Raw genomic sequence first — 14088 nt, 5'->3', positions numbered from 1 at the left:
CCCCAGCTGGCGCTGGGTCCCACAGGTGGGAGGCAGCGCCAGCTGCCCAATGGCTCTCAAGGCCAGCGCGGCACTAGCTGGCGCCTGGCGGACTGGCGGACAGCCATTCCCCAGCTGGCGCTGGGTCCCACAAGTGGGAGGCAGTGCCAGCTGCCGAATGGTTCTCAAGGCCAGCGCGGCACCAGCTGGCGCCTGGCCGACTAGCGGACAGCCATTCCCCAGCTGGCGCTGGGTCCCACAAGTGGGAGGCAGTGCCAGCTGCCGAATGGTTCTCAAGGCCAGCGCGGCACTAGCTGGCGCCTGGCGGACTGGCGGACAGCGGTTCCCCAGCTGGCGCTGGGTTCCACAGGTGGGAGGCAGTGCCAGCTGCCGAATGGTTCTCAAGGCCAGCGCGGCACTAGCTGGCGCCTGGCGACTGGCGGACAGCGGTTCCCCAGCTGGCGCTGGGTCCTACAAGTGGGAGGCAGTGCCAGCTGCCCAATGGCTCTCAAGGCCAGCGCGGCACCAGCTGGCGCCTGGCGGACTGGCGGACAGCGGTTCCCCAGCTGGCGCTGGGTTCCACAGGTGGGAGGCAGCACCAGCTGCCGAATGGCTCTCAAGGCCAGCGCCTATTCGGCCGTTTCGCTGGCGCTTACCCGGCATTCATTTCCCGCAACCGCTTGTAGACCGTGTTGCGGCTTACGCCAAGCCGTCGGGCTACCTGGGAGATGTTGCCGTCCGTGGCGCGCAGCAGGGCGTTGATGTCCTGGGCAGGTACTTCCATCATCCGGGCAGGTAGCGCCTGTGGTGGCGACCAGGTCGCGCCAGGGTGGTCCGCGATTGCCAGCAGTTCTTCCGGCAAGTGCTCCAACTCGATCAGCGCGTCGTCCGCCAGGGCGAGGGCGACCTGGATCACGCTGTTGAGTTGACGCAGGTTGCCGGGCCAGGGATGAGTCATCAGAGCCTGGAGGGCCGCCTCGCTGAAACCTGCGTCCTGCTCCGGCTGGCGGTGTCGCTCCCATATGGCCTGGATCAGTTCACGGCGATCGCTGCGCGCTCTCAAGGGGGGCAAGGTCAGGGTGAAACCGGCGATTCGGTAGTACAGGTCTTCGCGGAATCGTCCCTCGGTCACGGCCTCGCGCAGGTCACGGTGAGTCGCGCAAAGGATCCGGACATCCACCGGCACCGGATCGCCGCTGCCCAATGGCTGGATCGCCCGTTCCTGCAATACCCGCAGCAGCCGGGCCTGGGTGCCTAACGGCATGTCGCCGATTTCATCGAAGAACAGCACGCCCTTGTCAGCCTTGCGGATCAAGCCGAGGTTGCCCTTCTGGTTGGCCCCGGTGAAGGCCCCGCGCTCGTAGCCGAAGAGCTCGGACTCGACCAGCTCCATCGGGATGGCTGCGCAGTTCACTGCAACCAGGGGCTGGTGGGCCCTTGAGCTGGCCGCATGCAGCGCCTTGACCAGAACCTCTTTGCCCGAGCCGGTCTCGCCGCGGATCAATACCGGGATATCCCGCTCCAGCAGGCGCAGGCCCTTATGCACAAGCGTCGCTTGTTCTCTTTGCCCGAGCCGGTCTCGCCGCGGATCAATACCGGGATATCCCGCTCCAGCAGGCGCAGGCCCTTATGCACAAGCGTCGCTTGTTCGTTGGGCAAGGGCACCTTGGCCTGGGCGGGGCGGGCGGGGGCCTGCAACAGGCATTGCAAGCGACTGCGTCCCGCCGCCAGCAAGGGGAAAGGTGGCTGACCGGCGCGCCCGAGCAACTCGGCCAGGCCGAGCTTGAACACGCTGTCCAGATTGGCGCCTCGTGGGTCCTTGCCCAACAGGGTGTCGGCGCGACGGTTCGCGGCAACGACCTGTCCGTCCGGGCGGAACACCACCACCCCAGCCCAGGGGCTGTCGAGGTTGTTATGCGCAGTGTTGAACACCAGCCGGTAGTGATGATCGCGCAGGCGTGCCTCCAGCAGCGCATTTTCCAAGGCCTGGGCCATCATCTTCACGGTGCCGAGGGTATGAGACGGCGGCAGGAAGCTGTCGCTGGACAAGGCGAGCGCGCCCACCAATCGACGATCGGCATCATGGACAGGGGCGGCCGAGCCGCTCATGAAGCGGTTGGCGGCGAGGAAGTGTTCGTCATGCTCCACATGGACCGCCTGGCCCGCGGCAAGCGCGGTGCCCAGGGCATTGCAACCGACCCGCGCCTCGCTCCAGTCGGCCCCTGGGAGGAAACCATGGGCCTGGCCAGGAGCGAAGCGCGGCGAGCCCCAGCTGCGCAGCAGCTTGCCGTGCTCATCGGCCAGCAACAACAGGGCCTGGATAGGGGCCAAGACCTGGGCGTACGTGGGCACCAGGCAGGTATCGGCAATGTGCAGCACCTCAGCGCGCCTTGCTTGCCAGTGGGCTACTGTGGAAGCCTCCGGCTTGCCATGGTCGGGCGCCGCCTGGGCATCGAGGCCTGCCGCTGTGGAACGTGCCCAGGCTTCGCGAATGGCCTGCTCATGAACGATGGCGCTGGTGCTCGCGGACATGCTGCTGCCCTTATGGTTATTTTTGTCCTCCCAGTGTTGTTCAAAGCTGAACATTGTCAACACTCGAAGTGTTCAATTGTTCAGCGCTCCGTGTTCATTTCTGTTCACTTCTGAATGCGTCGTGCCACCGACCCGCTCTGGCAACATGTTCTTCGCCGCTTGGCACGCTTGTGGCTATGCACTAGTCACTACAACAAGAAGGGCGCCGCCATGGCATTGGAACTGCGCAACGTGAGCCGGATCGTGGACGGGCAGCGCTGGGTCGACGCTGCCAACCTGCGCTTCGAAGCCGGCTCTTTCAACGTATTGCTCGGCCGGACCCTGGCCGGCAAGACCAGCCTCATGCGCTTGATGGCCGGGCTGGACCGTCCCGACGGCGGCCAGATACTGATGCACGGCAAGGACGTCACTGGAGTTCCCGTACGGGAGCGCAAGGTCTCGATGGTCTACCAGCAATTCATCAACTACCCCAACCTCACCGTCTACGAAAACATCGCTTCGCCCTTGCGTCAGGCGCGACTGGCGGCAGACGAAATCGATCATCGTGTACGCACCACGGCCCGGATGCTGCGCATCGAGCCCTTCCTGGGGCGGCATCCGCTGGCACTTTCCGGGGGGCAGCAACAGCGCACGGCCATGGCAAGGGCCTTGGTCAAGGACGCCGAGCTGGTACTGTTCGATGAGCCCCTGGTCAACCTGGACTACAAACTGCGCGAAGAACTGCGCCTGGAAATGCGTGAGCTGTTCGCCACTCGCCATACCATCGCCGTCTACGCCACCACCGAGCCCAACGAGGCCCTGGCCTTGGGCGGTACCACCACCCTGGTGCACGAGGGGCGGATCATCCAGAGCGGCGACACCGCCCAGGTGTACCAGCGGCCGAGTGAAGTGCTGGCGGCCGAGCTCTTCTCCGAGCCACCGCTGAACCTGCTGCCGGGCCGTATTCGGGGTGGGGAGACCAGCTTTGCCGACTTCGCTCATTTCCCCCTGAACGCCGACCTGCAAGGTCTCGGCGAGGGGGATTTCCGTTTCGGGGTGCGCCCCAGCCATATCAGCCTAGTGCCGTCGAATGATGACGACCTGGAGCTGGCGGTGACCGTGGAGCTGGCGGAAATCAGTGGCTCGGAAACCTTCCTGCATGTGCGCAACGATCAGTGGCGGCTGGTGGCGCACCTGCCCGGTGTTCACGAGTTTCCCGTGGATGCGCCTATCAAGGTGTACATCCCCACCCACAAACTGTTCGTGTTCGAGCCCCAGGGTCGCCTTGTCCAAGCGCCCGGCCGACGCATGGCGAGGGTCGCCTGATGGCTGAGATCCGTCTGCAACAATTGGCACATAGCTATGTTCGCGAGCCCGGCGCGCCTGAAGACTACGCGCTGCGCCAGCTGGACCACATCTGGGAGCAGGGTGGCGCCTATGCGCTGCTGGGGCCATCCGGATGTGGCAAGTCCACCTTGCTCAATATCATCTCCGGCTTGCTCAATCCCTCCGAGGGGCAGGTGCTGTTCGATGGCAGGCGCGTGAACGAGCTGACGCCGGAACAGCGCAACATTGCCCAGGTTTTTCAGTTTCCCGTGGTGTACGACACCATGACCGTGTTCGACAACCTGGCCTTTCCCCTGCGTAACCAGGGCATGGCTGCCGATCGGATACAGCGCAAGGTCGAGGAAATCGCCGAGGTGCTCGAGCTCACCCCGGTGCTGGGCAAGAAGGCTCGCAACCTGAGCGCCGATGAAAAGCAGAAGGTGTCCATGGGGCGCGGGCTGGTGCGCGATGACGTCTCGGCCATTCTCTTCGACGAGCCCCTGACCGTGATCGACCCGCACCTGAAGTGGAAGCTGCGGCGCAAGCTCAAGCAGATCCACGAGCAGTTCAACATCACCATGGTGTATGTCACCCACGACCAGCTCGAGGCCTCCACCTTCGCTGACAAAATCGCCGTGATGTATGGCGGGCAGATCGTCCAGTTCGGCACCCCGAGAGAGCTGTTCGAGCGGCCGCGCCACAGCTTCGTGGGCTACTTCATCGGTAGCCCGGGCATGAACCTGATAGACGTTACCGAGCAGGACGGTTTCCTGACCTTCGGCGACGTGCGTGTACCGGTGCCGGTGGGCTTGGAGAGCCAGCTCCCCAGGTTGGGCGGGCAGCGCCTGCAACTGGGTATCCGCCCAGAGTTCGTGCGCATCTGGGACACGCCTTCCGAGCACACCCTGGCGGCGCGTCTGCGTCATGTGGAAGACCTTGGTACCTACCGGATCATTACCCTGGAACTGGGCGGCAAGCGCCTCATGGCACGCCTGCCCGAAGACCGGCAATTGCCGGAGGGGGAGATCCCTGTCAGTTTCCCGGCCCCCTGGCTGATGCTCTATGCCGATGAAAAGCTGGTGGAGGCAGGCCAATGAACAAAGTCCCCAACAACAAGGCCTGGTGGCTGGTGATGCCAGTGTTCATCCTGGTGGCGTTCAGCGCTATCGTGCCGATGATGACGGTGGTCAACTATTCGGTGCAGGATATCTTCGACGTCAATAGTCGGTTCTTCGTCGGCGCCGATTGGTACCGGCAGGTGCTGCAGGATCCGCGTCTGCATGATTCCCTGCTGCGGCAGTTCATCTATTCGGCCTGTGTGCTGGCCATCGAGATCCCCCTGGGCATCGCCATCGCCCTGTGCATGCCGAGCAAGGGGCGTCGTGCCTCGCTCTGCCTGATCGTCATGGCGATTCCGCTGCTGATTCCGTGGAACGTGGTCGGCACCATCTGGCAGATCTTCGGCCGGGGCGACATCGGCCTGATGGGCTGGGCCCTCAATGCCATGGGCATGGACTACAACTACGCCGCCCATACCCGCGATGCCTGGGGTACGGTGCTGGTGATGGACGTGTGGCACTGGACGTCGCTCGTGGCCCTGCTGTGCTACTCGGGTCTGCGCGCCATCCCTGACGTGTACTACCAGGCCGCGCGCATTGACCGCGCTTCGCCTTGGGCGGTGTTTCGCTACATCCAGCTGCCCAAGCTGAAAAGCGTATTGCTGATCGCGGTCATGCTGCGGTTCATGGACAGCTTCATGATCTATACCGAGCCCTTCGTGCTCACGGGTGGCGGGCCCGGCAACGCCACCACCTTCCTGAGCCAGACCTTGACCCAGATGGCGGTGGGGCAGTTCGACCTGGGCCCGGCGGCCGCGTTTTCGCTGGTGTATTTCCTGATCATCCTGTTGGTGTCCTGGGTGTTCTACACCGCCATGACCCATTCGGACCGGGCTTGAGGGCCATGACCATGCGCAAACCCATCGCCTTGACCCTGTTTCTCACCTTCCTGCTGGTGCCTATCTACTGGTTGGTGAACATGTCGTTCAAGACCAATACCGAAATCCTCGGCGGCTTAACCCTCTGGCCCAAGGATTTCACCCTCGCCAACTATCAGGTGATCTTTACCGACCCAAGCTGGTACCAGGGTTACCTCAACTCCCTGACTTATGTAAGCCTCAACACCCTGATTTCGCTGCTGGTGGCGCTGCCGGCAGCCTATGCCTTCTCCCGCTACCGGTTCCTGGGCGACAAGCATCTGTTCTTCTGGCTGCTCACCAACCGCATGGCGCCCCCGGCGGTGTTCCTGCTGCCCTTCTTCCAGCTGTATTCCTCTATCGGCCTGTTCGATACCCCTTATGCCGTAGCCTTGGCTCATTGCCTGTTCAACGTGCCATTGGCGGTATGGATTCTCGAAGGGTTCATGTCGGGCGTGCCCAAGGAAATCGACGAAACCGCCTACATCGATGGCTATGGATTCTGGAAATTCTTCTTGCGCATCTTCATTCCTTTGATCGGCTCGGGCATCGGTGTCACCGCGTTCTTCTGCTTCATGTTCTCCTGGGTGGAACTGCTGCTGGCGCGCACCCTGACCAGCGTCAGCGCCAAGCCCATCGCCGCGGTCATGACCCGGACCGTCTCGGCGGCGGGAATCGACTGGGGTGTGCTGGCGGCTGCCGGCGTGCTGACCATCGTGCCGGGTGTGCTGGTGATCTGGTTCGTTCGCAACCATGTGGCCAAGGGCTTCGCCCTTGGGCGCGTCTAAGGAGGCGCCCATGAACTGGATGGCCTGGACTCTACCCACTGCCGTGTTCTTCATCACCATCGCGGTGCTGCTGGCCGGCATGACCACCTACGAGCTGCGGCGGCCCGGCGCCGAGCGGCGTGGTTTCCTGCCGATTGCGACGACCCGTGGTGATCGGCTGTTCATCGGCCTTCTCGGTAGCGCTTATCTTCACCTGCTGGTGATAGGCGTTACCGACTGGAGCATCTGGGTGGCCTCGGCGCTGGCCCTGGTGTGGTTGGCAGTAGTGATGCGCTGGGGCTGATCGCCCCTTGCTAGACGGGCGCTGGCCGCTGGGCGCGGCGCGTATATCCATTCGGGAGGTTCCCCATGCTGGACAACAAGAACAACAGGCGACAGGGCTTCACGCTGGCCGCGCTGCTGGTGCTCACCGCCTATGGCTCGCTGGCCCACGCCGACCAGTACGAAGACGCGGCGAAAAAGTGGATCGATAGCGAGTTCAAGCCCTCGACCCTAAGCTCCGAGCAGCAGATGGCCGAGCTCAAGTGGTTCATCGAAGCGGCCAAGCCGTTCCGTGGCATGAGCATCAAGGTGGTGTCTGAAACCCTGACCACCCATGAGTACGAGTCCAAGGTACTGGCCAAGGCTTTTACCGAAATCACCGGCATCAAGCTCACCCACGACCTGGTGCAGGAAGGCGATGTGGTAGAGAAGCTGCAGACCCAGATGCAGTCGGACGAAAACATCTATGACGGCTGGGTGAACGACTCCGACCTGATCGGCACTCACTTCCGTTACGGCAAGGCCGAATCGATCACCGATATGATGGCCAACGAAGGCAAGGCCTATACCTCGCCGACCCTCGACCTGCAAGACTTCATCGGCATCTCCTTTACCACTGCGCCCGATGGCAAGATCTACCAGCTGCCCGACCAGCAGTTCGCCAACCTGTACTGGTTCCGCGCCGACTGGTTCGAGCGGCCTGACCTGAAAGAGAAATTCAAGGCCAAATACGGCTACGAACTGGGCGTGCCGGTGAACTGGTCGGCTTATGAGGATATTGCCAAGTTCTTCAGCGAAGACGTCAAGGAAATCGACGGCAAGCGCGTCTATGGCCACATGGACTACGGCAAGAAAGACCCGTCCCTGGGATGGCGCTTCACCGATGCCTGGTTCTCCATGGCCGGTGGCGGTGACAAGGGGTTGCCTAACGGGCTACCGGTGGACGAGTGGGGGATCCGGGTGGAGGATTGCCGCCCGGTAGGTTCCAGCGTGACCCGTGGTGGGGATACCAACGGCCCGGCGGCCGTCTACGCGACACAAAAGTACATCGACTGGCTCAAGGCCTATGCGCCACCCCAGGCCGCGGGCATGACCTTCTCCGAGGCAGGCCCGGTGCCTGCGCAGGGCGCGGTCGCCCAGCAGATCTTCTGGTACACCGCCTTCACCGCGGACATGACCAAGCCGGGCCTGCCTGTGGTGAACAGCGATGGCACGCCCAAGTGGCGGATGGCACCGTCACCCAAGGGGCCGTACTGGGAAGAGGGTATGAAGCTGGGCTACCAGGACACCGGTTCCTGGACCTTCTTCAAGTCCACCCCGGAGAAACAGCGCCTGGCGGCCTGGCTGTACGCGCAATTCGTGACGGCCAAGTCGGTTTCGCTGAAGAAGACCATCGTGGGCCTGACGCCGATTCGTGAATCGGATATCAACTCCCAGGCCATGACCGACCTGGCGCCCAAGCTGGGCGGGTTGGTGGAGTTCTACCGCAGCCCGGCGCGAGTGCAGTGGACGCCGACCGGAACCAACGTGCCGGATTATCCGAAGCTGGCCCAGTTGTGGTGGAAGCACGTGTCGGACGCGGTCAGCGGCGAGAAAACCGCGCAGCAGGCGCTGGATGGGCTGGCGCTGGACCAGGACAACATGCTCAAGCGCCTGGAGCGGGCGCAGGCCAGCTCCAAGTGCGGGCCGAAGCTCAATGAAGAGAAGACTGCCCAGTACTGGTTCGACCAGCCCGGCGCACCCAAGCCGAAGCTGGCCAATGAGAAACCCCAGGGGCAGACCGTCAGCTACAACGAGCTGTTGAAGTCCTGGGAAGCGGCGAAGAAATAGCGGCTCGCCCGGCGCGGCTGGCGAATCTGGCCTGGAGCCCAGGCCTGTTCGCCAGCGGTAAAACCCCGGTTACGGGTGGAGTGTCTCCGCCGCGTAGAGGGTATTTTCCAGCAGGCAGGCCCGGGTCATCGGGCCGACGCCGCCTGGCACCGGGGTGATCCACCCGGCACGGGGCAGGGCGGTCTCATAGACCACATCCCCTACCAGCTTGCCGTCATCCTGACGGTTGATGCCAACGTCGATCACGATGGCGCCAGGCTTGATCCATTCCCCTTTCACCAGCCCCGGCTTGCCCGCCGCGACCACCAGCAGGTCGGCGCGAGCGACGTGATCGGCCAGGTCCCGGGTGAACCTGTGGGTCACGGTGACGGTGCAGCCACCGAGCAGCAACTCCATGGCCATGGGGCGGCCGACGATGTTCGAGGCCCCGACCACTACTGCGTTCATGCCGTACAGATCCTGCCCGGTACTTTCCAGCAGCGTCATGATGCCCTTGGGCGTGCAAGGACGCAGCAGCGGAATGCGCTGGGCCAGGCGGCCGACGTTGTAAGGGTGGAAGCCGTCCACGTCCTTGTCCGGGCGAATGCGCTCCAGCAGGCCGGAAGCATCCAGCCCCTGAGGCAGGGGCAGTTGCAGCAGGATGCCGTCGATGGCCGGGTCAGCGTTCAGCTCGTCGATGAGCGATTCCAGCTCCTGCTGGCGGGTACTGGCTGGAAGGTCGTAGGCCTGGGACAGGAAGCCGACTTCCTCGCAATCCTTGCGCTTGTGGGAAACGTAGACCTGCGAAGCCGGGTCGGTACCTACCAGGATGACGGCCAGGCCGGGTACGCGCAGCCCCTGCGCCTTGCGATCGGCCACGCGCTGGGCGATCCGTTGGCGCAGGTTGGCGGCAATAGCCTTGCCATCGATAAGTTGTGCTGTCATGACGCGCGATAAACCATGGAAGGTGAGAAAAAGGTGCTCGTATTCTCGCACGGTGGGCGGCCAGGTCAAAGGCGCGGCAAGCGGAGAAAACGCTAAGCCCTTTAAATCCATGAATTTTTTTCGAAAAAAGAGTTGACGCCCTTCAGGGCCATCTATAAGATTCGTCGCACTTGTCGGGCAGGGCCTAAACGCTGGCGCAAGTGACCGCTAAAACCTGTTTTGTTTCATGAAGTTGGCAGGCAGTTGGTGGTGGCGGCTTTTTCACTTCAGCCCTGAAGTTGAATACCGAGCGCCCGTAGCTCAGCTGGATAGAGCATCCGCCTTCTAAGCGGATGGTCGCAGGTTCGAGTCCTGCCGGGCGCGCCATTAGGCTGCGTTGGGACTCGCTTGGTTGGGCAAGTGATGCAATATGGTGGGCGTAGCTCAGTTGGTAGAGCGCTGGATTGTGATTCCAGTTGTCGTGGGTTCGATTCCCATCGTCCACCCCATATTCGTGGAAAGGCGCCTTACGAAAGTCTGGCGCATTTGCTTTAATAGCTTCAAGCGGACGTGGTGAAATTGGTAGACACACTGGATTTAGGTTCCAGCGGCGCAAGCTGTAAGAGTTCGAGTCTCTTCGTCCGCACCACTTAGTAGAAAAAGCCGCCCCTGGGGCGGCTTTTTCTTTTCCAGTAGCTCCTTCCAATATTTCTCCCACGTCAGCGGCCAGAGACCTACCAGGGTCGCAATAGGGCTGAGGAGGGGGTATGTGGCTGGATGATGTTGAGCGGTACCTGCAAGCCAGTCTCGAAGGGCTGATGGCGATCTATCTCTTCGGTAGCCACGCCAATGGAACCGCTGGGCCTGCAAGTGACGTTGATCTCGCCGTCCTGATCCAGGGCAAGCTCGAGCCATTGCGATTGTGGGCGTTGTCTGGCGAGTTGGCTGATATCACTGGCTGTCCCGTCGACCTTCTTGATCTGCGCCAAGCCAGCACCGTAATGCAGTACCAGATCATCACGCAAGGAAAGCGATTATGGGCAGGTGGAGTGGAAGCTGGGCTTTACGAAGCTTTCATTCTCCAGGAAAAGACGGAGCTCGATACTGCCCGAGCCAGGTTGCTGGAAGATATCGGTAAAACAGGAGTTATCCATGATCGATGACGTGCTCGTTAACAAGGCGGCGACCATCGAGCGATGCGTTGGCAGAGCCCGGGAAGAGTATGCCAAAGGGGCGAAGGACTTTCTGTCGGACTATACGCGACAAGACGCTGCCATTCTGAACGTCCAGCGAGCCTGCGAGGCCGCCTTGGATATGGGGCAGCACTTGGTGCGGCGAGAAAGGCTCGGTGTGCCGCAGAGTTCCCGAGATGTTTTCGAGTTGTTGCACCGAGGCGGCTGGTTGAGTGCCGGTCTAGCCTCTTCGATGAAGGCCATGGTCGGTTTTCGCAATATCGCTGTCCATGATTACCAGGCCATGCATATCCCCATCCTTGTCTCGATCATCACCAGCAACCTCGACGACATGATTGCCTTCAGTTCGGCCATCCTGCGGCGAGACGTCCAGCAGGCTGGCCCTATCACCTGAGGCGCCATTTTGTAGCCGGCCGGCTAGTGGATGTCGCGCATCCATCGCTCGAATGTCTGAAATCCTGCGCGAGCGGCCTGGGCCGCGGTGTCGATCGCTTCAGGCGTGGTCACGTCCGTGGCCAGGTGCGCCAGGAATGTCTTCCAGAGCGGGCCGGTCTGCGCGCCATAACCTCGCAGCCAGCGCAGCGGCATCGGCGCCAGGGCAGGGGAAAGGCGCTTGTAAAGGTAGGCGCCCCCCAGGGTTGCGCCCTCGCAGACGTAAGCCAGGCCGTAGGCTCCGGCCAGGTCTTGCGGTCGGGGTGTGTAAGGGCAGTCTGGCGGGCTTGCGTCGACGCCCAGGTCCTCGAGCAACCACCCGCTTTTGCTTGCGCGCGCATCCATGTGCAGGTCGGCGGGCCAAGGCAGGCCGGCTGCCTGGAGGTGCCGTTCCACTGGGCGCATCCAGCCCAGCACACGTCGGGCATAGGCCAGGTAGGCCTCGCCGTCGAAACCCGGCGTGGTCAGCGGTGAAGCGGCATCCAGGGCGGCGTGCAGATCCCGGGTAGCGTCGCGCAAGGCGGCGAGGGCGGGTGAGATGTCCGAGGCGATGACCAGGCACTCCAGAAATAAGGTGACGCCCTAGCGTACCAGTTGCAGTCCAGGCTCGCCTAACGGCGGTGATGGTTGGATCGCTCTGGCCTGGGGCGTCAAACGCTGCCGCCCGGCCCGGTGGTGGCTTCGCCTTTCGCCGCCGTTCGGGTGGCGTGACTTCTGCCAATCGAATCACTAGAATGCTTGCCCTTGATCTGGAGTCGGGAATCGCCGGCTATCGTCTGTGCAACGAGGAATATCCATGCAAGTTTCTGTTGAAAACACTTCGGCGCTCGAACGCCGCATGACCATCGGCGTGCCCGCCGAGCGCATCGAGACCGAAGTCAACAAGCGTCTGCAGCAGACTGCCCGTCGGGCCAAGGTGCCTGGCTTCCGTCCTGGCAAGGTGCCAATGAGCGTGATCCGCCAGCGTTACGAAGCCGCCGCGCGTCAGGAAGCCCTGGGCGACCTGATCCAGGCGACCTTCTACGAAGCCGTGATGGAGCAGAAGCTCAATCCCGCCGGCCAGCCTTCCGTCGAGCCCAAGGTGTTCGAAAAGGGCAAGGACCTGGAATACGTCGCTACCTTCGAAGTGTTCCCCGAATTCTCCGTGGCCGGCTTCGAATCCATCGCCGTCGAGCGCCAGAGCGCCGAGGTGACCGACGCCGACGTGGATAACATGCTCGACATCCTGCGCAAGCAGAACGTGCGCTACGAAGTCGCGGAGCGCGAAGCGCAGAACGAAGACCAGCTCAACATCGATTTCGCCGGCAAGATCGACGGCGAAGCCTTCGCGGGCGGCTCGGCCACCGGTACCCAGCTGGTGCTGGGCTCGGGGCGCATGATCCCCGGCTTCGAAGACGGCCTGGTCGGCGCCAAGGCCGGTGAAGAGCGCGTGCTGAACGTGACCTTCCCCGAGGACTACCAGAACCTGGACCTGGCCGGCAAGGCCGCCGAGTTCAGCGTCAAGGTCAACAGCGTTTCCGCGCCTACCCTGCCTGAGCTGAACGACGAATTCTTCGCCCAGTTCGGCATCAAGGAAGGCGGCCTGGAAGGCTTCCGCGCCGAAGTGCGCAAGAACATGGAGCGCGAGCTGCGCCAGGCGATCAAGGCCAAGGTCAAGAACCAGGTCATGGACGGCCTGCTGGCCAGCAACCCCATCGAAGCGCCGAAGGCCCTGCTGGCCAACGAAGTGGACCGCCTGCGCGTCCAGGCCGTCCAGCAGTTCGGTGGCAACATCAAGCCTGACCAGCTGCCGGCCGAGCTGTTCGAAGAACAAGCCAAGCGTCGCGTGGTTCTGGGCCTGATCGTCGCCGAAGTGGTCAAGCAGTTCGAACTCAAGCCGGACGACGCTCGCGTGCGTGAGCTGATCCAGGAAATGGCCTCGGCCTACCAGGAGCCGGAGCAGGTCGTGAGCTGGTACTACAAGAACGACCAGCAGATGAACGAAGTCCGTTCGGTTGTGCTGGAAGAGCAAGTTGTGGATACTGTCCTGCAGAAAGCTAGTGTGACTGATAAAGCGGTCTCGTACGAAGAAGCGGTAAAGCCGGCCCAGGCGGCGCCTGAAGCCGCGTAAACCGGCCCCGCTTCGGAAAAACCATAAGCCAGCCTTCGCGCTGGCTTATGCGTATCTAAGGCATGACTAATTGGGAGTGAGTGCAGGCATGTCCCGCAATTCTTATATTCAGAGCTCTGACATCCAGGCCGCTGGTGGCCTGGTCCCGATGGTTATCGAGCAGTCCGCGCGCGGCGAACGCGCCTATGACATCTACTCACGCCTGCTCAAGGAGCGAGTGATTTTCCTGATCGGCCCGGTCGAAGACTACATGGCCAACCTGGTAGCGGCGCAGCTGCTGTTCCTGGAAGCGGAGAATCCTGACAAGGACATCCACCTTTACATCAACTCTCCAGGCGGCTCGGTGACTGCGGGCATGTCCATCTACGACACCATGCAGTTCATCAAGCCGGATGTCTCCACCATCTGCATCGGCCAGGCCTGCAGCATGGGCGCCTTCCTGCTCGCCGGCGGGGCCAAGGGCAAGCGTTACTGCCTGCCCAACTCGCGGATGATGATCCACCAGCCCTTGGGCGGCTTCCAGGGCCAGGCGTCGGATATCGACATCCATGCCCGGGAGATCCTCTCGATCCGCGCGCGACTGAACGAACTGCTGGCTTTCCACACGGGTCAGAGTATCGAGACCATCGAGCAGGACACCAACCGCGACAACTTCATGAGCGCGGCTCGCGCTGCCGAGTATGGTCTGGTGGATTCGGTGCTCGACAAGCGGCAGATGCCGGCGTAATAGGCGTGAATCCTGTGCGGCGGGATTCTCCCGCCGTCCGCGGGCTTGAAAAA

12 protein-coding genes, 3 tRNA genes and 1 pseudogene are annotated in these 14088 nt (G+C 62.5%); 13 read left to right on the top strand and 3 right to left on the bottom strand.

Annotated features, from left to right (window positions below):
• Positions 1-631: 631 nt before the first annotated feature.
• A pseudogene (locus BN1188_RS07720) lies at positions 632-2511 on the bottom strand (sigma-54-dependent Fis family transcriptional regulator).
• A 210-nt stretch (positions 2512-2721) separates the two neighbouring features.
• Here BN1188_RS07720 and BN1188_RS07715 point away from each other — a divergent pair.
• From BN1188_RS07715 to BN1188_RS07690, 6 genes are all read left to right on the top strand, one after another.
• Positions 2722-3816, top strand: coding sequence for an ABC transporter ATP-binding protein (locus BN1188_RS07715; RefSeq protein WP_040260838.1), 1095 nt, complete (start codon positions 2722-2724; stop codon positions 3814-3816).
• A complete protein-coding gene (locus BN1188_RS07710; RefSeq protein WP_040260837.1) occupies positions 3816-4913 on the top strand; it encodes an ABC transporter ATP-binding protein in 1098 nt (365 codons plus the stop codon). The genes BN1188_RS07715 and BN1188_RS07710 overlap by 1 nt, the downstream gene beginning before the upstream one ends.
• Positions 4910-5773, top strand: a complete 864-nt coding sequence (locus BN1188_RS07705) for a carbohydrate ABC transporter permease (RefSeq protein WP_040260836.1) — start codon at positions 4910-4912, stop codon at positions 5771-5773. The genes BN1188_RS07710 and BN1188_RS07705 overlap by 4 nt, the downstream gene beginning before the upstream one ends.
• 5 nt (positions 5774-5778) lie before the next feature.
• The gene (locus tag BN1188_RS07700; RefSeq protein WP_040260835.1) at positions 5779-6579 is read left to right on the top strand and encodes a carbohydrate ABC transporter permease; all 801 of its coding nucleotides are present in this window, start codon (positions 5779-5781) and stop codon (positions 6577-6579) included.
• 10 nt (positions 6580-6589) lie between these two features.
• Positions 6590-6862, top strand: a complete 273-nt coding sequence (locus tag BN1188_RS07695; RefSeq protein ID WP_040260834.1) for a DUF2160 domain-containing protein — start codon at positions 6590-6592, stop codon at positions 6860-6862.
• Positions 6863-6927: 65 nt separating this feature from the next.
• Positions 6928-8670, top strand: a complete 1743-nt coding sequence (locus tag BN1188_RS07690; RefSeq protein ID WP_040260833.1) for an ABC transporter substrate-binding protein — start codon at positions 6928-6930, stop codon at positions 8668-8670.
• A 69-nt stretch (positions 8671-8739) separates the two neighbouring features.
• Here the strand turns inward: BN1188_RS07690 and folD are convergent, their stop codons facing one another.
• Entirely contained in the window at positions 8740-9594 is an 855-nt protein-coding gene (gene folD / locus BN1188_RS07685) for a bifunctional methylenetetrahydrofolate dehydrogenase/methenyltetrahydrofolate cyclohydrolase FolD (RefSeq protein ID WP_040260832.1), read from the bottom strand.
• Between the two features lie 289 nt (positions 9595-9883).
• Here folD and BN1188_RS07680 point away from each other — a divergent pair.
• The 5 genes from BN1188_RS07680 to hepT all read left to right on the top strand — a co-directional run bounded on the left by BN1188_RS07680 (position 9884) and on the right by hepT (position 11160).
• A tRNA-Arg gene (locus tag BN1188_RS07680) sits at positions 9884-9960 on the top strand.
• 46 nt (positions 9961-10006) lie between these two features.
• Positions 10007-10082, top strand: a tRNA-His gene (locus BN1188_RS07675).
• 55 nt (positions 10083-10137) lie between these two features.
• Positions 10138-10222: transfer RNA gene (locus tag BN1188_RS07670), tRNA-Leu, on the top strand.
• Between the two features lie 118 nt (positions 10223-10340).
• Complete coding sequence (mntA, locus tag BN1188_RS07665) at positions 10341-10736, top strand: type VII toxin-antitoxin system MntA family adenylyltransferase antitoxin (protein WP_040260831.1); 396 nt, start codon at positions 10341-10343, stop codon at positions 10734-10736.
• Entirely contained in the window at positions 10726-11160 is a 435-nt protein-coding gene (gene hepT / locus BN1188_RS07660; RefSeq protein ID WP_040260830.1) for a type VII toxin-antitoxin system HepT family RNase toxin, read from the top strand. The genes mntA and hepT overlap by 11 nt, the downstream gene beginning before the upstream one ends.
• Positions 11161-11183: 23 nt before the next feature.
• On the opposite strand, the gene BN1188_RS07655 is transcribed toward hepT, so the two are convergent.
• A complete protein-coding gene (locus BN1188_RS07655; RefSeq protein ID WP_325062736.1) occupies positions 11184-11717 on the bottom strand; it encodes a biliverdin-producing heme oxygenase in 534 nt (177 codons plus the stop codon).
• 277 nt (positions 11718-11994) lie between these two features.
• On the opposite strand from BN1188_RS07655, the gene tig reads away from it, so the two are divergent.
• Both tig and clpP read left to right on the top strand, forming a co-directional pair.
• Positions 11995-13308 carry a trigger factor gene (gene tig, locus BN1188_RS07650; RefSeq protein ID WP_040260828.1) on the top strand — a complete coding sequence of 438 codons (1314 nt, stop codon included), beginning with the start codon at positions 11995-11997 and terminating at the stop codon, positions 13306-13308.
• An 88-nt stretch (positions 13309-13396) separates the two neighbouring features.
• Positions 13397-14035, top strand: a complete 639-nt coding sequence (gene clpP / locus BN1188_RS07645) for an ATP-dependent Clp endopeptidase proteolytic subunit ClpP (protein WP_040260827.1) — start codon at positions 13397-13399, stop codon at positions 14033-14035.
• Positions 14036-14088 lie beyond the last annotated feature (53 nt).

Origin of the sequence: Pseudomonas massiliensis (genome assembly GCF_000826105.1) — a bacterium.
In the GTDB taxonomy this organism is placed as follows: domain Bacteria; phylum Pseudomonadota; class Gammaproteobacteria; order Pseudomonadales; family Pseudomonadaceae; genus Aquipseudomonas; species Aquipseudomonas massiliensis.
The sequence above is the reverse complement of the archived record's forward strand: the minus strand, read 5'-3'. Positions and strand labels throughout refer to the sequence as shown.

What these genes read in the sequence shown, in the direction of transcription:
- BN1188_RS07715 (WP_040260838.1), top strand. Translation starts at nt 2,722, where the DNA reads ATGGCATTGGAACTGCGCAACGTGAGCCGGATCGTGGACGGGCAGCGC.
- BN1188_RS07710 (WP_040260837.1), top strand. Translation starts at nt 3,816, where the DNA reads ATGGCTGAGATCCGTCTGCAACAATTGGCACATAGCTATGTTCGCGAG.
- BN1188_RS07705 (WP_040260836.1), top strand. Translation starts at nt 4,910, where the DNA reads ATGAACAAAGTCCCCAACAACAAGGCCTGGTGGCTGGTGATGCCAGTG.
- BN1188_RS07700 (WP_040260835.1), top strand. Translation starts at nt 5,779, where the DNA reads ATGACCATGCGCAAACCCATCGCCTTGACCCTGTTTCTCACCTTCCTG.
- BN1188_RS07695 (WP_040260834.1), top strand. Translation starts at nt 6,590, where the DNA reads ATGAACTGGATGGCCTGGACTCTACCCACTGCCGTGTTCTTCATCACC.
- BN1188_RS07690 (WP_040260833.1), top strand. Translation starts at nt 6,928, where the DNA reads ATGCTGGACAACAAGAACAACAGGCGACAGGGCTTCACGCTGGCCGCG.
- folD (WP_040260832.1), bottom strand. Translation starts at nt 9,594, where the DNA reads ATGACAGCACAACTTATCGATGGCAAGGCTATTGCCGCCAACCTGCGC.
- mntA (WP_040260831.1), top strand. Translation starts at nt 10,341, where the DNA reads ATGTGGCTGGATGATGTTGAGCGGTACCTGCAAGCCAGTCTCGAAGGG.
- hepT (WP_040260830.1), top strand. Translation starts at nt 10,726, where the DNA reads ATGATCGATGACGTGCTCGTTAACAAGGCGGCGACCATCGAGCGATGC.
- tig (WP_040260828.1), top strand. Translation starts at nt 11,995, where the DNA reads ATGCAAGTTTCTGTTGAAAACACTTCGGCGCTCGAACGCCGCATGACC.
- clpP (WP_040260827.1), top strand. Translation starts at nt 13,397, where the DNA reads ATGTCCCGCAATTCTTATATTCAGAGCTCTGACATCCAGGCCGCTGGT.